A 17,297-nucleotide genomic window follows, 5' to 3' on the forward strand; every position below is an offset into this window, starting at 1 on the left:
AGGATCTGGTGCACCCGGAGGTCCCTGACAATCTTCTCGACACCATAGTCTGCGAGATAGCCGTAACCGCCGTGAAGCTGCAGCGCGTCGTTGGCGACGGCAAAGCAGCGGTCGGTGACGAAGCGCTTGGCCATGGCGCAGAGTTTTGTCGCTTCGGGGTCGCCGGCATCAAGCGCAGATGCCGCGCGCCAGAGGAAGGTGCGGGCGATTTCGAGGTCGGTCGCCATGTCGGCGAGACGGAACTGCAGCGCCTGGAACTCGCCGATCGCCTTGCCGAAGGCGCGGCGCTCCTGGACATAGGCCAGCGCCTTTTCGAAGGCGGACTGGGCGCCGCCGAGAGACGCGGCGGCAATGTTCAATCGCCCGCCATCGAGCCCGCCCATGGCGATCTTGAAACCGTCGCCTTCCGCGCCGAGGCGGTTTTCCGCCGGCACGCGGACACCATCGAGCATAACGGCGCGGGTGGGCTGGACGTGCCAGCCCATCTTTTTCTCATTGGCACCGAATGTGAGGCCAGGTGCGTCCTTCTCGACCACGAAGGTGGAGATGCCCTTTGGGCCGTCCTCGCCGGTTCGCGCCATGATCACGTAAAGGCCGGACTCGCCAGCGCCCGAGATGAACTGCTTCTGGCCGGTCAGGACATAATCGTTGCCGTCTCTCACCGCCTTGGTCTTCAGCGCCGCTGCATCCGAGCCCGAGCCTGGCTCGGTCAGGCAGTAACTCGCCAGCACCTCCATGGTCAGCAGCCTCGGCAGCAGCCGCTGGCGCTGCTCGTCCGTGCCGTAGCGGTCAATCATGCCGGCGCACATGTTGTGGATCGAGACGAAGGAGGCGACGGCCGGGCAGCCGGTCGCAAGCGCCTCGATGATGATCGCAGCATCGAGCCGCGTCAGTCCCGTGCCGCCGACATCGTCGCGGACATAGATGCCGGCCATGCCGAGCGCTGCGGCACCGCGCAGCGTGTCGACCGGAAAATGCTTCTGCTGATCCCAGTCGATCGCGTGAGGGGCGATCTCGTCGCGGGCGAAATCGAGCGCCATCTGACGAATGGCCTCCTGCTCCTCCGACAGGCGAAAATCCATATGCATGTCCTCCCTGACCGCATACCTCTGCAGGTTTCCTTCAATCGCAACCGATTAAAGGCAAAAATCTGCAGCGACCAAACGTGCCACAGCGACCTTTACGCGTTTTACAAGACGCGCGGCGCTGTAGGCGATGGAGGCCTAGTTACACCAAACTTCGTCCAGGCCCAGATGCAACTTCTCACAGGGTCTGTTCAAAAATGAACAGACCGTCCCAATCAGCTCTCGCTTAGACGATACGGCAGAGCGCCGCGTAAGTCATGGTCCACGATCAGGCGGCGTTTCAATGGCGGCACCGCACGGCTGGCGCATTTCGTGCGTTCGCAGATGCGGCAGGAAATGCCGATCGGATCGAAGGCGGCGCGGTTGCCAAGGTCCATGTCGTCAGCGTAGACGAAGGCATCGGCATAGGAGACCTCGCAGCCAAGCGCCAGCGCGTAGCGCGGCTGCGCCGCGCGGAAACCGCCGCCGCCCTTGGTGATCTGGGTGGCGAGACAGAGGTAGCGCACGCCGTCAGGCGTTTCGGCCAGTTGCCGGATGATCCGGCCCGGCGTCTCGAAGGCCTGGTGCACGTTCCAGAGCGGACAGGCAGCACCAAAGCGGGCGAATTGCAGCTTTGCGGCACTGTGGCGCTTGGTGATGTTGCCCGCCCGGTCGATGCGGGCAAAGAAGATCGGAATGCCTTTCTGCCCCGGCCGCTGCAGGGTCGAGAGGCGGTGGCAGACCTGCTCCAAAGACGCGCCGAAGCGGGCAGCGAGCAATTCGATGTCGTGCCTCAAGTCGCGAGCGGCCTTCGAGAAGGCCTGGTAGGGCAGGATCAGCGCGCCGGCAAAATAGTTCTGCAGGCCGATGCGACAGATCTCATAGGCCTCTTCGGTGCGGAAGCCGGCACTACCGGCCACCCGATCGATCTCCTCGCGGGCATGAAGCTGGGCGATCTGCAGGGCGATCTGGAAGTCGCGCGTTGCTGCGGGCGCATAGGGATTGAGGGTCAGGATGCGGGCGCGCGGATCGAAGCGGCGGATCGCCTCGTCGCCTGCCGCTCCGCGCACGACCCGAACGCCGTGACGCTGTTCCAGATAGCTTGCCAGCGCCGCATGATTGTCGCCTTCGCCGAGCCCGAGCTCGCCCGCCAGCCGCTCGGCAAGCATGTCGATCTCGTGAATGTAGTTGTCGACGAAATGGAAGAAGTCGCGCACCTCTTCGTAAGGGGTCGTTTCGACGAATGAAGCCCCGCGGCCGATGGTGTCGTCAATGCTTGCGAGCTGCTCGCTGTTGCGGCGATAGGCCTGATGGCAGGAGATCAGCGCATGCGCCAGCCCCGGGGCATTCTGCGCGACCAGCTTCAGCTCCTGCAAACTGGCCGAATAGGTTTCAAACAACGGATCGCTGAGCGCTTCCGACAGCGCCGAAAGCAGACGATCGCCCTCCCCGGTCGAAAGCTCGGCGATATCGATCTGGAATTTTTCGGCGAGCGCCAAAAGCACCGCGGCTGAGACCGGCCGCTGGTTGTTCTCGATCTGGTTGAGGTAGCTGGTCGAGATGCCGATGCGTTCTGCAAATTGGCCTTGCGTCGCCTTGTTCGCCTCCCGCAGTTCCCTGACCTTGCGGCCGATATAGAGCTTGCCAATCGCCATGTTTGCAACTTTGCAATTTACGTTTCACAAATTTCTCCATTTCACATTTGCACATGAAGAGGCGTTTTTCCATCCGGCCTTCGACGCTATTGCGAAGCTCGAAGCGCCTCTGCACAATCATTGAAAAATCGGGAGGGCACCATGCGCGCCATACTAGAACAGGTCGAAGCCCGCCGGGCAGAAGCAAGAGCCGGCGGCGGCCAACGACGGATCGACGCCCAGCACGGCAAGGGCAAGCTGACGGCGCGCGAACGCATCGAGGTGCTGCTCGATGAAGGCTCGTTCGAAGAATACGACATGTACGTCACGCATCGCTGCGTCGATTTCGGCATGGAGAGCCAAAAGGTCGCGGGCGATGGCGTCGTCACCGGTTGGGGCACGATCAACGGCCGGCAGGTCTATGTCTTTTCTCAGGACTTCACCGTTCTCGGCGGCTCCCTGTCGGAAACCCACGCGCAGAAGATCTGCAAGATCATGGATATGGCGGTACGCAACGGGGCACCAGTCATCGGCCTCAACGACAGTGGCGGCGCCCGCATCCAGGAAGGCGTGGCCTCGCTTGCCGGTTACGCCGAGGTCTTCCGCCGCAATGCCGAAGCCTCCGGCGTCATTCCGCAGATCTCGGTCATCATGGGTCCCTGCGCCGGCGGCGCGGTCTATTCGCCGGCCATGACCGACTTCATCTTCATGGTTCGCGATTCATCCTACATGTTCGTGACCGGGCCGGATGTCGTGAAGACAGTGACGAACGAGATCGTCACTGCGGAAGAGCTCGGCGGCGCGCGCACGCATACGTCAAAGTCTTCGGTCGCCGACGGTGCGTATGAAAACGACATCGAGGCACTGGAAGCGACCCGCCTGCTTTTCGATTTCCTGCCGCTCAACAACCGCGAAAAGCCGCCGGTCCGTCCCTTCCACGACGACCCGTCGCGGCTCGAAATGCGCCTTGACAGCCTGATCCCAGACAGCGCCGCCAAACCCTACGACATGAAGGAACTGATCCTGGCGCTTGCGGATGAAGGCGACTTCTTCGAATTGCAGCAGAACTTCGCCAGGAACATCATCACCGGCTTCATCCGCATGGAAGGCCAGACGGTCGGCGTCGTCGCCAATCAGCCGATGGTGCTTGCCGGCTGCCTCGACATCGACAGTTCGCGCAAGGCCGCCCGGTTCGTGCGCTTCTGCGATGCCTTCTCGATCCCGATCCTGACGCTGGTCGACGTGCCCGGCTTCCTGCCCGGCACCGCGCAGGAATATGGCGGCGTCATCAAGCATGGCGCCAAGCTGCTCTTTGCCTATAGCCAGGCGACCGTGCCGATGGTGACGCTGATTACCCGCAAAGCCTATGGCGGCGCCTATGACGTCATGGCCTCGAAACATATCGGCGCCGACGTCAATTATGCCTGGCCGACCGCCGAGATCGCCGTCATGGGTGCCAAGGGCGCCACCGAAATCCTCTACCGCTCGGAACTCGGCGACGTCGAGAAGATCGCCGCGCGCACGAAGGAGTACGAGGAGCGCTTCGCCAACCCGTTCGTGGCGGCAGAACGTGGCTTCATCGACGAGGTGATCATGCCACATTCGTCGCGCCGACGCATCGCGCGTGCTTTTGCGTCTCTGCGCAACAAGCAGGTCGATGTCCGCTGGCGCAAGCACGACACGATCCCACTCTGATGGAGGCGACGATGGAACGGGAGCCAGAGCGCATCATGACGCCGGAAGAAGCCAGGCGCGACCACTGGTCGATGCTGCGCTATATGGCCGTCAATGCGCTGATCGGCGTGGCGATTGGCGCGCTCACGGCTGGCGTGCTGATCTGGCTCAATATCGGCGCCGTCGGCACCCACATCGTCCGTTCGACGAGCCCGGTTCTCGCCACCCTCATGGTTGTCGTGCCCTTCGCATTGCTTTTCGGTGGGGCCGCCGCGGCATCGTCGATCGCGCTTCTTCCCTATCGCCGCAAGTTCAAACGCTGACGCGCCGCCCCAAGGATTTGAAAGAGAAACAAATGTTCAAGAAAATCCTCATCGCCAACCGTGGTGAAATCGCCTGCCGCGTCATCAAGACCGCAAAGAAGCTCGGCATCGCCACCGTCGCGGTCTACTCCGACGCCGACCGCGAGGCCATGCATGTGCGCATGGCGGACGAGGCGGTGCATATTGGCCCCTCGCCGTCAGCCCAGTCCTATATCGTCATCGACAAGATCATCGACGCGATCCGCAAGACCGGCGCCGATGCCGTTCATCCGGGCTATGGTTTCCTCTCGGAAAACGCCGCCTTTGCCCAAGCGCTCGCAAAAGAAGGCGTGGCCTTCATCGGCCCGCCGGTCGGGGCGATCCAGGCGATGGGCGACAAGATCACCTCCAAGAAGCTCGCGGCCGAGGCCGGCGTCTCGACGGTTCCGGGCCATATGGGCCTGATCGACGATGCAGACGAAGCGGTCCGGATCGCCGCGTCGATCGGCTATCCGGTGATGATCAAGGCGTCTGCCGGCGGCGGCGGCAAGGGCATGCGCATCGCCTGGAACGACCAGGAGGCGCGTGAAGGCTTCCAGTCCTCAAAGAACGAGGCAAAGAACGCCTTCGGCGACGATCGCATCTTCATCGAAAAATTCGTGACGGAGCCGCGTCACATCGAGATCCAGGTGCTTGGCGACAAGCACGGCAACACGCTCTATCTCGGCGAGCGCGAATGCTCGATCCAGCGCCGCAATCAGAAGGTCATCGAGGAGGCACCCTCGCCTTTCCTCGACCCCGAGACCCGCAAGGCCATGGGCGAACAGGCGGTCGCACTTGCCAAGGCCGTCGGCTACCACTCGGCCGGCACCGTCGAATTCATCGTCGATGCCAAGCGCAACTTCTACTTCCTCGAGATGAACACCCGCCTGCAGGTGGAGCATCCAGTGACCGAACTCATCACCGGGCTCGACCTCGTCGAGCAGATGATCCGAGTTGCTAGCGGCGAAAAGCTCGCCTTCGGCCAGGACGATGTAAAGCTCAATGGCTGGGCGATTGAAAGCCGGCTTTATGCGGAAGATCCCTATCGCAACTTCCTGCCGTCGATCGGCCGGCTGACGCGCTACCGTCCGCCGGTCGAGGGCACGCGCGACAACGGCACGGTGACGCGCAACGACACCGGCGTCTTCGAGGGCGGCGAGATCTCGATGTTCTACGACCCGATGATCGCCAAACTCTGCACCTGGGCACCGGACCGGCAGACGGCGGTCGAGGCTATGGCCGACGCGCTCGATCAGTTCGAAGTGGAAGGCATTGGCCATAACCTGCCGTTCCTGGCCGCGGTCATGCAACAGCAGCGCTTCCGCGACGGCCGGTTGACGACTGCCTATATCGCCGAGGAATTTGTCGACGGTTTTCACGGCGTTGCGGCCGATGAGCGGTCGCTTCGCAAGCTCGCCGCCGTCGCGGTCTCGGTCAATCAGATCTTGCAGGAACGGGCCAGCCAGATTTCCGGCACGATCGGCAATCATCGCCGCATCATCGGCCATGATTGGGTGGTCGGTCTCGGCGATCACGATATTGCGGTGACTGCCGGTTCGTCCGCTGACGGCTCCTATGTGAGCTTCGCCGATGGCTCGACGGTCACCATCGCCGGCGACTGGACGCCCGGTCGTACGCTCGCCACGTTCAACATCGACAATGAGCCCTTGAGCGTCAAAGTCGATCTGGCCGGCACCGCCCTCCGGCTTCGCTGGCGCGGCATTGATGTCGTTGCCCATGTCAGAAGCCCGCGGGTTGCGGAACTGGCACGGCTGATGCCGAAGAAGCTGCCGCCGGACACGTCGCGCATGCTGCTTTGCCCGATGCCCGGGGTGATCACCTCGGTCACGGTAAAAGCCGGCGACACGGTCGAAGCAGGACAGGCGCTCGCGGTCGTCGAGGCGATGAAGATGGAGAACATCCTGCGCGCCGAGAAACGGGCCGTGGTGAAGCGCGTGGCGGTCGCCGCCGGCGCCAGCCTCGCCGTCGACGAGCTGATCATGGAATTCGAATAGTGAAAGCCGCAAAGCCATCCAGGCTTTGCCCCTCACCCTGACCCTCTCCCCGCAGGCGGGGAGAGGGAAGTTAAGCGCCGAGAGTGCGACGGCCCCCTTCTCCCGTTGTGACTGGGAGAAGGTCCCGGCAGGGATGAGGGGCTGATTGAGACAAGCAGAATGCGGAGCACGTCGATGACCGAGAAAAACATCAAGGACTGGGAAGCGCTCGCCGAGAGAGAACTCAAAGCGGCGCCCGAAAGCCTCACCTGGCAGACGCCCGAAGGAATCGCCGTGAAGCCCCTCTACACGGCGGGAGATCTCGACGGCATCGATTATCTCACGTCGTTGCCCGGTTTCGAGCCTTTCGTGCGCGGCCCGCGCGCCACCATGTATGCCGGCCGTCCCTGGACGATCCGGCAATATGCCGGCTTCTCGACGGCGGAGGCCTCCAACGCCTTCTACCGGAAGAACCTGGCTGCCGGACAGAAGGGACTCTCGGTCGCCTTCGACCTCGCAACCCATCGCGGCTATGACAGCGACCACCCGCGCGTCGAGGGCGACGTCGGCAAGGCCGGTGTGGCGATCGACTCGGTTGAGGACATGAAGATCCTGTTCGACGGCATCCCGCTCGACGAGATGTCGGTGTCGATGACCATGAATGGCGCCGTCATCCCGATCCTCGCCTCCTTCATCGTCGCTGGCGAGGAGCAGGGTGTTTCGCGCGACAAGCTTTCAGGCACTATCCAGAACGACATCCTCAAGGAGTTCATGGTCCGCAACACCTATATCTACCCGCCGGAACCCTCGATGCGCATCGTCGCCGATATCATCGAGTACACGGCCAGGGAGATGCCGAAATTCAACTCGATCTCGATCTCCGGCTATCACATGCAGGAGGCCGGCGCGACGCTGGTGCAGGAGCTTGCCTTCACGCTCGCCGACGGGCGCGAATATGTGCGGGCGGCGCTCGCCAAGGGGCTCAATGTCGACGAGTTCGCCGGGCGGCTTTCGTTCTTCTTCGCGATCGGCATGAACTTCTTCATGGAAGCAGCGAAGCTTCGCGCTGCGCGCCTGCTCTGGACCCGGATCATGAAGGAGTTCGAGCCGAAGAAGCCGTCGTCGCTGATGCTGCGCACCCATTGTCAGACTTCGGGCGTCTCGCTGCAGGAACAGGATCCCTATAACAACATCATCCGCACGGCCTTCGAGGCGATGTCCGCCGCTCTCGGTGGCACCCAGTCGCTGCACACCAATTCGTTCGACGAGGCGATCGCGCTGCCGACGGAGTTTTCCGCCCGCATCGCCCGCAACACGCAACTGATCCTGCAGCACGAGACCGGCGTGACCAAGGTCGTCGATCCGCTCGCCGGGTCCTACTATGTCGAAAGCCTGACCAACGAGCTCGCAGACAAAGCCTGGCTACTGATCGAGGAGGTCGAGGCGATGGGCGGCATGACCCGTGCCGTCAATGCCGGGCTGCCGAAGCGATTGATCGAAGAGGCGGCGACCCGTCGCCAGGCCGCCGTCGACAAGGGCGAGGAGATCATCGTTGGGGTCAACAAGTACCGCCTCGACAACGAGGAGCCGATCGACATTCTGGAGATCGACAACAGCGCCGTGCGCGCCGCGCAGATCCGCCGGATCGAGGAAACCAAGCGTCGGCGCGACAGCGTCGAGGTCAAGAAGACCCTTACGGCGCTTGCTGAGATCGCATTGACAGGCGAAGGCAACCTGCTGGCCGCCGCCGTCGAGGCGGCGCGTGCCCGCGCCACCGTCGGCGAAATTTCCGATGCGATGCGTGGCGCCTTCGGCGACCACGCCGCGACGCCCAAGGTCGTCAGCAAGATCTACGGCAAGGCCTATGAAGGTGAGCCGGAGCTCGAGGTGCTCTCGGGGCGCCTCGACGAGGTCTCAGCAAAGCTCGGCCGCAAACCAAAAATAATGGTCGCAAAGCTCGGCCAGGACGGCCACGACCGCGGCGCCAAAGTCATCGCCTCGGCCTTCGGCGATATCGGTTTCGACGTGCTTGCCGGCCCTCTTTTCCAGACCCCGGAAGAGGCCGCCGACATGGCGCTGGCCAGTAAGGTCAATGTCATCGGCGTCTCCTCGCTTGCCGCCGGCCACAAGACGTTGATGCCGCAGCTTGCAGAAGCCCTGAAGAAGCGCGGCGGCGAGGATGTCATCGTCATCTGCGGCGGCGTCATTCCGCGTCAGGACTATGACTACCTGATGGACAACGGCGTGTCGGCCGTCTTCGGTCCGGGCACCAATGTGCTCGACGCCGCACGCGCCGTGCTCGACCTGATCGAAGGCAAACGCCGCAATATCTGACACGGCAAGGCGGAGGGTGTTTGGCTCTTCACCTGCCCCGTGCGGTTGTCGTCGCCGATTGGCGCAACTATGTTGTGGCCATGACGTCGATCGCCGAAGTGTTCGGACCCTTTGTCCTGATGGGGCGCCTCATCGCTCGCTTCTGGCCGCAGCTCCTCTTGATCGGGACCTGCGGCTACATCGTGCATGATCTCCTGATGCGTGCGGCAGTCTGGATCGGGCTGCAGCATCCGCTCGGTGGCATGGTGACGCTCTCCTTTGTCGTGCTGGCGAAGCTCGTCGTTATCGTCTTGATGTTCATGGCGCTTCGCCCCGGTTTGCCGGCACTCGAAGCGCTCCGCCAACAACCGGTGGCCACGCATGTCGAGACCACGGTGCCGAAAACCGATCGCAGGCTGCTCGCCGTCACCTCAGCCGCCATCCTGCCGTTCTTCGCCTATTACGCCGCCTGGGGTTTCCTCGGCGAGGCGGTGCGGGAATATTCGCGTTTGGCACTCGACGCCGTCGCCTTCGGCGAGAAGGGTGACTTCTTCGATATCCTGAAATCGCGCGGCGTCTTTATTTCGATCGCGTTGTGCTGGCTGGTGCGGTGGGGCGCAAAGCGCATGAGCAAGCGCAGCGAAACACCCTTCTGGCGACTGCTGGTCGTCGCGGCGGACGCGAGCTGGATCTTCATCGGGCTTTATGGCCTGTCGGTCTGGAAAGACCAGGTCATCACCTGGCTCGGCGCCGGCAGGCTTCTCAGCATGAACGGTTTCACCTTCACCGCCGTAGCGCATGCCGCCGAGACCTTCGTGCCGGTGGAACTGAGAAGACCCGATTGGAACACTGAGGCGGAGGGTCTGTTCTTCTATGCGCTTCTACCGATCATCTGGCTGGTCATGGCGGCGATCATCAATGGTTACGAGCTTTCGAGCCCGGAATCGCGCGCCAGGCCATCCTCGCCGCGGCCGCGGCGGGCCAGAACCTTTCGCAAGTGGATTGCCGATTTCCTCGACCACTTCGTCAGCGACTACCGCTCCCGCTACGCTCCGATATGGACCTGCCTGAAGCTGACGCTCGGTTCAGGGCTTGCGACGCTATTTGCCTTCATCATTGCCTACCGCGCCATCGCCTGGCTTGGTGCCTGGATCTGGTATGCGGCGACGCGAACCCTCGGCATGGGCGACCTCGCGAGTTGGCAGCTTGTCTTCGATGCACTCAGCCTTTTCATCGGCAGCCCTAGCGATCTCGACGGCGGCATCGTGCTCGACGCCGTGCGCATCACCTTGTTGGCGGCGATGCTCGAACATGCGGTTTCCGGCCAGGCTGAGAAGAGCGAAATCAGCTACGCGTCTACTTGAAGATCAGCGTTTCATCGCTTGCGCCCGGAAACTCAATCCTGAGTGAAAGATCCCGCGCCTCCGCGGGAACGATGAAGCTCTCGGCCATACGGACCGTGGCGCCAGTCTTGGCGTCGGTAAAGGCGAGCACACCGCAGCGCGGGCGTTCGGCCACCTCCGGATACATCTCCCGGACGATCGGCTCGGTCAGGGTGACGGGCTCAAAACGGCGCCCCTCGCTGTCGATCAGCCGGACGCGGCAGGCTCCTTGCGACAGAACGGCCGGATCGGTCGGCGACGCCTCGAATTCGGCGAGAATGACGCGCGCGTCATTGGTGCGCGGCAGCCGCCTCATGTCCAGAAGCTTCCACTGTCCACCGGCAAAGGCCTGCCCCGCTCCATCCTCGACGACGATCTCGGCCTTTTGGGTGGCAAGCCAATGCCCCTCTCGCAGGCTCTCCCACGCACGGACGACGAAGGCGAGCGGCAGTGCGACGACCAGCGCCAGCAGGCAGATCCAGAACGTGCGCTTCTCGCTCATAACGGTGTCTCCTCAGCGCGCCGCCAACGTCCAGGGCGTGCCGCTGCTGCCGCGCGCAATGGTGACGGACGGCTTGATATCGGTCGGCTGCTTGTCGCCGAGCGTAATCCAAAGCTCCTCAGCAAGCGGCATCACCAGGCTGCGGGCGACGAGCAGCGTGCCTTTGTCAACGGCCGCTTCGGGAAGTTCGAAGGCAAGAAGTACCGGCCTCGGCAGGCCTGGTTCGAGCCTTTCCGTCGGCAGATAGCCGGGCACGGTCGAGAACCGCTGGCTGAGCTCGTAGCGCAAACCGTTGCCTGCCAGCCACTCCGCCGAGGTCAGCGTCATCGTTTCGGTTTTCGCGACGGCCGCGCCTTCGATGATGAGCCAGATGCCGGATGTCGAGTATTCCTTGATCCGCCCGAAGCTCTCGACCCTGACCTGGCGTGCCAGGTGCACATTGGCCGCGCCGAAGGCGAAGTCCCGGCTCTCGACCCGCTCGCCGACTGCACCACGAACGGCAATCGGTGCCGTGATATCGCCGTAGCCAGGCGTGCTGCTTCGCATCGCGTACAGCGCTGCGATTGCAGACACTGAGAGCAGCAGCGCGCGAAGAGCCGACATCATTGCTCCGACGATCCCGTATCTTGCGTGACTGCCAATTCGACCACCGCGGCCTCGCCATCATCGAACCAGTTGGGCGCGCCGTAGAGGTTGTCACGCGGCTTGTAGATCTGTTTGCCGATGGACAGAGAAACCTTCTCCGGCTCCGGGCGATCCGCCGGCCATTCCCAGACCGCGATGAGCTTTTCCGGCATGTTTGGGTTGATGGCACTCGCGATCCATTTGTCCCTGGCGAGATAATAGACCGGCTCCGGCGATGCGATGACTCGCTCGTCCTTGATCGCGATCAGGTTCATAAAGGCATTGCTGGTGGTAACCGATCGGTTGTCGAGTTCGATATCCACCATCAGGAATCGCTTCGGCTCGAACGGCTTGGTTCCGGTCGGCGGCACGGAAGCCATGGTGGCGTCGTTGATCGTCACCCGCCACCGGCCGGTATCGATCGCCTCACCCTTGGCTGCGGTGACGGCAGGCACCGGATTCGCCGCATCATAGACTGCGGTCGCAAAGGAGACCGCAGCCGCAGCCATTCCGCCGATACCGGTGACCAGCATGATCAAAAGACGCTGCCTGATTTTCGATCGTTGCACGACCGGCATTTGTCCTCCGTCCGCCCCTTCGGATGTTGCAACCGGAAGATAGGGAGGTTCGCACGGAAAATCAAAACACGCGTATCGGGGCAAGCGTCTTTGTCGGCCCGCGTCAGGACATCAGTACCTAGATCCGTTGCATCTCGATCGGCGCCGGCTGATGACGCCAGTTCGTAGCAGGCAGCCCTCTTTCGAAGGTCGCGCGAATGGACAATGGCCTGCCTGTTGCCTGCGAAACCACCATGAACATCTGCAATTCAGGGCCACGCCGAACGAACTGAATACCGAAATGCTTGCCGCCATAGGCGCCAGCGACTGTGGATTTCCACTGCCCGGTCCCTGCGGCAAGCTCGAGGTCCAAAAAGTTCTCGATGTTCATGACGGCTTGCCAGCCGTTGTTGCTCGTGACCGTCAGCAGGTCGCCATGTCTTACGATGCCGATGTAGCACTGATCGCAACGCCCGGCCGTCGAAGTCAGTTGCCGCCATTGCCCCGCAAAGGCAGAGCCGTCCGCCCGCGCCGCGCCTGCAAGCGAAAAAGACAACAGGCAGACAACACCGACTCCCCGGAGAAATTTCACACTTCAACTCCCTGATTGTTCCCAGCCATCAGGCCGTTTGGAGCGTTGCCGACACATTCACTGATTGCACAATACACACACAGCAACCCAGAAGAAAATAGTTGAGATGTCGGATGCTTTCCGACCGCTTTGCGGGCAGCTTGCCCCCGCATTGGCGCTTGCCTTCTTGCCGCGACGGACGACAATCGAGTGGAGCGGAAAAGGGTGAAACCAGATCCCGTTTCGTCCTGTGTCCTCCGCTTCACCTGGGAGGCCTTCGATGCGAAAACTGCAGTCGCAAGGGGTTCATCACATCACGCTCGTCGGCGCCGACCGACAGACGTCGATCGATTTCTGGGAGGGGCTTCTCGGCATGCCCTTCATTTTCGAGCAGCCGAATCTCGACCGGGCGAGCGAAAGCCATCTCTATTTCGACCCGGGCGATGGCCGCCTGATCACCATCTTCACCGACGAGAACCGCAAGCCCGATCCCGAGCGAACCCCGACGGACATCGGCTGTGTGCACCACATCGCCTTTGCCGTTTCGCGCGCGACCTTCACCCAGGCGGTGGAGCGGCTCGACGAACGAAGTGTCCGGCACAGCGGCGTCAAGGACCGCGGTTTCATGGACTCGATCTATTTCGAGGACCCGCTTGGGCTGCTGGTCGAGCTTGCCTCCTATCGCTTCGAGCCACCACCGGGCCACAGCCACGCCGAGGTGCTGATGGAAGCACATAAGGTCAGGGTCGCACGCGGCGACTACAATATCGCCGAGGTGCACCTGGCCGATGCGATCGAGACACTGATCGAGCGCGCACGGCCAACGCTGTCGTCCGACCGGGAGCCGAAGGATCCTTATCGGCCGCGATAAAGCGCGTCGTGGTCCACGCCTGTCGTTCAACGCACGCGACCGCGCCGGCGAGCGAGCCGGAACTGCGGGATCGCGAGCAAAGGGAGGAGTGACATGCCTGCAATCAAGCTCAACGTGATCAAGCCCAGCGTCAACAACATGACGGCGCGCGTCTTCCTGAGGGCAGCCAAGCTCGACTTCAGCGAACAGGATGTCTACGGCCAGACCCGGACGGCCGAATACCTGGCGAAGGCACCGTCGCATCTGACACCGATGGTGGAGACTGCGGACCTGCCTAAGGGAGCCCTATGGGAGAGTTGCGCGATCATGCAGTATCTCTGCAACAAGCACGGGCTCGACGAATTCTATCCGAGGGACCCCGAGGCCCGCGCCATGATCGATAGCGCGATGTTCTATCTGATCGGCACCTTCTACCCCTATCTCGCCCGGGCCACCTATCCGGCACTGAACTTCCCGCTCTATCCGGGCGAAGTTGGTTGCAGCGATGCGGATGCGGAGACCAAGGAGAAGGCGCGCCGCGCAGCAGTCGAAGCGCTTGCCGAGCCGCTCGACGTCTTTCGGGCGTTCTATATCGGCGACAAACCCTTCATCGGTGGTTCCACCCCCTCGATCGCTGACATCAGGCTTGCGGCGACCCTCGAATTCCTGGCGGCAATCGACTACTCGCTGCCGGACTGGGCGAAGACCTACGTCGCCAACATGGAAAAGACGCTCGGCAATGCCTACACCGAACCGGCGACCGATGTGCGCGGCTACATCAGTTACGTGAAGGCCCAAAGGTAGACGCTCCGCCGGCTGCCACGTAGCAGGCTCATTGAACGAGAAGCACGATACCGGTTGCACCCAGCGCCAGCGTCCAGAGGCGATCGAAGTTGATCCACGCCGAGCGGAGTGCCGCAAGGCCGAGCCATTCGAAGACGGCGAGCGCGACCGCGGCGACGACGGCCAGCATTGCTGCACCATGAACCGCAACGGCGGCGAGCGCGACGGGAAGCGAACCTGCGATTGCGAGATCCCCGGGACTATCCGCCACGCAGAGGCTGAGGACCGCCGGCACCAGCATCAGGCCCGCCCCGTGGCTCGTCGCCATCAGGAAGGACCAGAGGCCAAGGCCGGCCATGCTGGCGCGCATGCCAACTCTCACCCGATGGCGGTGTCCGTAAAGCGCGCCGTAGGCGGCGACGCTGAGTATGAGCAGCGCCGCGACAAGCCTGAAACTGTGCGGCTCCAGCGCCGCGCCGAATGTGACGACCACTGCCAGCGTCAGCGCGGCGGAGACGGCATGACCGGCAGCAATCGGAGCAAGTGACAACCACACGATCCGACGGTCCTGGCGGTGAAGTCCGAGCGCCACGGCAAAGAGCCAGCCCATCGCCGGATTGATGCCGTGAAAGGCGCCGAGGGCGGCAATCGAAAGCCACGGCCAGAACGTCGTCATTCGCCCCGACAGGACTGCACGATCGTCCCCTCCCTACGGGTAGCAATAGGAGTCGGACGAGCAGTCACCGCCTTCGAGACGGACCTGATGCGGGCGATGGCCCTTCGGCCAGTCGACGAAGAAGTTTTCGTCGAAGGTGATGCCGCCACCGTCGGCGACGTCCAGTTTGACCATCCACCCGTCGATACCTTCGGGGTAGAACTGCGGATCGATGGCACCATAGAGCGAATTGGTGAAATAGACCCGCTTGCCGTCCCGGCTGATCTCCACCATCTGCGGCCCGCCATTCAGCGCTCCGTTCTTGGCCTTCGGATGGGATGCACGCGAAACGATGCCGCCGATCCGCACACGGCCCGTCTCCTTCGGCGCAAAGGGGTCAGAAACGTCGTACTGGATCATGTCGCCGGTGCCCCAGCAGGAAACGTAGAGGAACCGGTCGTCCATCGACAGGTCGATATCGGTGACGAGCGGCGCGACAGCGCTGAAGCCCTTGAGCACGGGGGGCAGCAAATCCGGATCGGCCGGCTCCGCCGGTATCTCGATCACCTTCTTCACCGCCCATCGGTCGCCGTCGCGATACCAGGTCCAGATCGACGCCGAGAGGTCCTTGAGGCTGATGACGCAGCCGACGAAGCCATAGGCCTTGGTCGGATCATGCGCAGGCCGCAGCTCGAAGACGAGCTGGTGCTCCTCGCCGAAATCGATCTCCTGCAGGTGCTTGCGCTTGTGTAGGTCCCAGAAGTGCAGCCGGCGGCCATATTTCGAACCGAGCAGCACCTCGGGAACCAGCCCGTTTTCGAACGTATCCGGCGTGCCCCATTCGCTGGTGATCATCGTGTCATGGCCGAGATGCCACCAGAAATCATAGGCAAGCTTCTGCGGCCCACGATCCATTTCCCATTGGCCGAGCACATCGAAACTCTGGTGGTCCAGCAGGAAGATGCCGCCGGGCGCCTTGCCGTCACGATCCGCGAGCGCGTTGATGTAGATGCCTTCGGGACCGCAATGGGTGGTGTGCAGCCGCGAATAATTTGCCTTCTCGGCAATTTCCGAAGGCTCGATCACCCGCACGATCTTCGGATTGCGCGGGTCCGGCTTGGTGTCGATGATGTGCAGACGGGAGGACCTCAACCCCGGCACTACCAGATAGCGGCGCTCGACATGCGGATGCGGCGCATTGGGGCAAAGACAGGAAGAGCAGGCATTCCAGCCGAAATGATGCAGCTCGTCGCCGACGTTCGGCATGTCGACCTGGCCGACGATCTGCGAATAGCTTGGCGACGCCGGATCGACGTCGACGACCGCAATCGCATCCGGCCGCTTCCGCTCGGGATCGAACGCCGCCACATAGGCGAGCGTTTCCTTGGGAGCCTTGGCCGCCATGCGCGGTGATGGATAGAAGGAAGGATCGGGTCGCCACGTCGCCATTGCCATTCTCCCCTACGAGAATTCTAAATGCGCGGTTCCTGATGCAGGTTCCGGTCATGCGGCAAAAACGCGTCGGAAATGCGGCCTATCCGCCACATTTCCCCGATGGAGTGCTTGAGGCCGGGTGCGGATCCTGTCGCCGTGGGCAGCCGGCGGCGTTCTATGTCTCAATCCGCAGTTTCATTCGGTCAGCGGCAAATCGGGTGCGGGAATACTCCACTGGAGAGCCGTCGAGATCGGCATTCAGCGATTGCGCCTCAAGCACGATCGCGCCCGGCGAGAGCTTCAGCATCGAAAGCTCCTCCGCGTCGGCATGCCGGGCGACGATCTCGGTCGAGGCGCGCACATAGTCATCCAAGCCGTGGGCGGCGAAGGCCTTGGTGACGGAATGCAACCGTTCGAATTCTTCGGCCATGCGCGGAAAACGATGCGCAGGATAATAGCTCGAGGATACCGACAGCGGTCGGCCATCGCCGCTGCTGACAGTCTTGAGCTCGATCACCGTATCGCCCGGCGCAATGCCGAGTGCCTTTGCGATCTCGCCGCTTGCCGGCAATTCGGCGTGGCCGAGCAGCCTCGCGCCGATCTCCTTCACTTGGCGACCGAGCCCTTGCGAGAACCGCGTGCGCTTCGAGATCGGGTAGCTCACCCTTTCCTTGCGCTCGATCATCGTGCCGCGTCCCTGGACCGCGCGCACCAGTCCCTCTTCGGCAAGAGCCGCAAGCGCGCTTCTGACCGTATGCCGGTTGACGCCGAATTCGCCCGCAAGCACCGTCTCAGGCGGCACCATGCCGGCCGCATCGTAGTCGCCATTGCTGATTGCCAGTCGGATCCGGTCGGCGATCTGCCGCCAGAGAGCGACGCCGGTCTGGCGCTCCACCACTTTTCGCATTGCCATGTC

Annotated in this window: 16 protein-coding genes (1 of these 16 only partly in view); 7 read left to right on the forward strand and 9 right to left on the reverse strand. The window is 62.7% G+C overall.

Annotated elements, in window-relative coordinates:
• Positions 1-1,082, reverse strand: partial view of an isobutyryl-CoA dehydrogenase gene (locus ACTJKE_RS31040; RefSeq protein ID WP_058328381.1) — the 5' portion only. It extends 61 nt beyond the left edge of the window; the window shows 1,082 of its 1,143 coding nt (coding positions 1-1,082); its start codon is at positions 1,080-1,082; its stop codon lies off the left edge, out of view.
• Positions 1,083-1,300: 218 nt separating this feature from the next.
• Complete coding sequence (locus tag ACTJKE_RS31045) at positions 1,301-2,719, reverse strand: helix-turn-helix domain-containing protein (protein ID WP_058328379.1); 1,419 nt, start codon at positions 2,717-2,719, stop codon at positions 1,301-1,303.
• A 141-nt stretch (positions 2,720-2,860) separates the two neighbouring features.
• On the opposite strand from ACTJKE_RS31045, the gene ACTJKE_RS31050 reads away from it, so the two are divergent.
• The 5 genes from ACTJKE_RS31050 to ACTJKE_RS31070 all read left to right on the forward strand — a co-directional run bounded on the left by ACTJKE_RS31050 (position 2,861) and on the right by ACTJKE_RS31070 (position 10,387).
• Positions 2,861-4,393 carry an acyl-CoA carboxylase subunit beta gene (locus ACTJKE_RS31050; RefSeq protein WP_058323265.1) on the forward strand — a complete coding sequence of 511 codons (1,533 nt, stop codon included), beginning with the start codon at positions 2,861-2,863 and terminating at the stop codon, positions 4,391-4,393.
• Between the two features lie 11 nt (positions 4,394-4,404).
• A complete protein-coding gene (locus ACTJKE_RS31055; RefSeq protein WP_245296179.1) occupies positions 4,405-4,695 on the forward strand; it encodes a hypothetical protein in 291 nt (96 codons plus the stop codon).
• A 32-nt stretch (positions 4,696-4,727) separates the two neighbouring features.
• Positions 4,728-6,731, forward strand: a complete 2,004-nt coding sequence (locus tag ACTJKE_RS31060) for an acetyl-CoA carboxylase biotin carboxylase subunit (RefSeq protein ID WP_113513058.1) — start codon at positions 4,728-4,730, stop codon at positions 6,729-6,731.
• A 174-nt stretch (positions 6,732-6,905) separates the two neighbouring features.
• Positions 6,906-9,044, forward strand: coding sequence for a methylmalonyl-CoA mutase (gene scpA / locus ACTJKE_RS31065; RefSeq protein ID WP_113513060.1), 2,139 nt, complete (start codon positions 6,906-6,908; stop codon positions 9,042-9,044).
• Between the two features lie 20 nt (positions 9,045-9,064).
• Complete coding sequence (locus ACTJKE_RS31070; protein ID WP_244495649.1) at positions 9,065-10,387, forward strand: hypothetical protein; 1,323 nt, start codon at positions 9,065-9,067, stop codon at positions 10,385-10,387.
• Here the strand turns inward: ACTJKE_RS31070 and ACTJKE_RS31075 are convergent.
• The 4 genes from ACTJKE_RS31075 to ACTJKE_RS31090 form a co-directional block, all read right to left on the reverse strand.
• Positions 10,380-10,907 (reverse strand): hypothetical protein, encoded by a 528-nt coding sequence (locus tag ACTJKE_RS31075; RefSeq protein WP_057251640.1) that lies wholly within the window; start codon positions 10,905-10,907, stop codon positions 10,380-10,382. The genes ACTJKE_RS31070 and ACTJKE_RS31075 overlap by 8 nt on opposite strands.
• 12 nt (positions 10,908-10,919) lie before the next feature.
• Complete coding sequence (locus ACTJKE_RS31080) at positions 10,920-11,510, reverse strand: hypothetical protein (protein ID WP_057251641.1); 591 nt, start codon at positions 11,508-11,510, stop codon at positions 10,920-10,922.
• A complete protein-coding gene (locus ACTJKE_RS31085) occupies positions 11,510-12,109 on the reverse strand; it encodes a hypothetical protein (protein WP_058328377.1) in 600 nt (199 codons plus the stop codon). Before ACTJKE_RS31085 ends, ACTJKE_RS31080 begins: the two co-directional genes overlap by 1 nt.
• Positions 12,110-12,227: 118 nt before the next feature.
• The gene (locus tag ACTJKE_RS31090; RefSeq protein ID WP_162764692.1) at positions 12,228-12,680 is read right to left on the reverse strand and encodes a hypothetical protein; all 453 of its coding nucleotides are present in this window, start codon (positions 12,678-12,680) and stop codon (positions 12,228-12,230) included.
• Between the two features lie 259 nt (positions 12,681-12,939).
• Here ACTJKE_RS31090 and ACTJKE_RS31095 point away from each other — a divergent pair, with 259 nt between their 5' ends.
• Positions 12,940-13,530: a VOC family protein gene (locus ACTJKE_RS31095; protein WP_058328375.1), complete on the forward strand. Its 591-nt coding sequence runs from the start codon at positions 12,940-12,942 to the stop codon at positions 13,528-13,530.
• A 93-nt stretch (positions 13,531-13,623) separates the two neighbouring features.
• Entirely contained in the window at positions 13,624-14,313 is a 690-nt protein-coding gene (locus tag ACTJKE_RS31100) for a glutathione S-transferase family protein (protein WP_057251645.1), read from the forward strand.
• 28 nt (positions 14,314-14,341) lie between these two features.
• Here the strand turns inward: ACTJKE_RS31100 and ACTJKE_RS31105 are convergent, their stop codons facing one another.
• The 3 genes from ACTJKE_RS31105 to phnF all read right to left on the reverse strand — a co-directional run bounded on the left by ACTJKE_RS31105 (position 14,342) and on the right by phnF (position 17,294).
• Positions 14,342-14,968, reverse strand: a complete 627-nt coding sequence (locus ACTJKE_RS31105; protein WP_058328374.1) for a hypothetical protein — start codon at positions 14,966-14,968, stop codon at positions 14,342-14,344.
• A gap of 33 nt (positions 14,969-15,001) precedes the next feature.
• Complete coding sequence (locus ACTJKE_RS31110; protein WP_058328373.1) at positions 15,002-16,396, reverse strand: selenium-binding family protein; 1,395 nt, start codon at positions 16,394-16,396, stop codon at positions 15,002-15,004.
• A gap of 160 nt (positions 16,397-16,556) precedes the next feature.
• Positions 16,557-17,294: a phosphonate metabolism transcriptional regulator PhnF gene (phnF, locus tag ACTJKE_RS31115; protein WP_440693436.1), complete on the reverse strand. Its 738-nt coding sequence runs from the start codon at positions 17,292-17,294 to the stop codon at positions 16,557-16,559.
• Between the last annotated feature and the right edge of the window lie 3 nt (positions 17,295-17,297).

Origin of the sequence: Ensifer sp. 22521 (assembly GCF_052044795.1) — a bacterium.
Taxonomy (GTDB): domain Bacteria; phylum Pseudomonadota; class Alphaproteobacteria; order Rhizobiales; family Rhizobiaceae; genus Ensifer.

Bases quoted from the DNA above. Each gene is read 5' to 3' on its own strand.
- ACTJKE_RS31050 (WP_058323265.1), top strand. From the start codon at position 2,861: ATGCGCGCCATACTAGAACAGGTCGAAGCCCGCCGGGCAGAAGCAAGA.
- scpA (WP_113513060.1), top strand. From the start codon at position 6,906: ATGACCGAGAAAAACATCAAGGACTGGGAAGCGCTCGCCGAGAGAGAA.
- ACTJKE_RS31095 (WP_058328375.1), top strand. From the start codon at position 12,940: ATGCGAAAACTGCAGTCGCAAGGGGTTCATCACATCACGCTCGTCGGC.
- ACTJKE_RS31085 (WP_058328377.1), bottom strand. From the start codon at position 12,109: ATGCCGGTCGTGCAACGATCGAAAATCAGGCAGCGTCTTTTGATCATG.
- ACTJKE_RS31105 (WP_058328374.1), bottom strand. From the start codon at position 14,968: ATGACGACGTTCTGGCCGTGGCTTTCGATTGCCGCCCTCGGCGCCTTT.
- ACTJKE_RS31080 (WP_057251641.1), bottom strand. From the start codon at position 11,510: ATGTCGGCTCTTCGCGCGCTGCTGCTCTCAGTGTCTGCAATCGCAGCG.
- ACTJKE_RS31045 (WP_058328379.1), bottom strand. From the start codon at position 2,719: ATGGCGATTGGCAAGCTCTATATCGGCCGCAAGGTCAGGGAACTGCGG.
- ACTJKE_RS31055 (WP_245296179.1), top strand. From the start codon at position 4,405: ATGGAACGGGAGCCAGAGCGCATCATGACGCCGGAAGAAGCCAGGCGC.
- ACTJKE_RS31100 (WP_057251645.1), top strand. From the start codon at position 13,624: ATGCCTGCAATCAAGCTCAACGTGATCAAGCCCAGCGTCAACAACATG.
- ACTJKE_RS31075 (WP_057251640.1), bottom strand. From the start codon at position 10,907: ATGAGCGAGAAGCGCACGTTCTGGATCTGCCTGCTGGCGCTGGTCGTC.
- ACTJKE_RS31110 (WP_058328373.1), bottom strand. From the start codon at position 16,396: ATGGCGACGTGGCGACCCGATCCTTCCTTCTATCCATCACCGCGCATG.
- phnF (WP_440693436.1), bottom strand. From the start codon at position 17,294: ATGGCAATGCGAAAAGTGGTGGAGCGCCAGACCGGCGTCGCTCTCTGG.
- ACTJKE_RS31060 (WP_113513058.1), top strand. From the start codon at position 4,728: ATGTTCAAGAAAATCCTCATCGCCAACCGTGGTGAAATCGCCTGCCGC.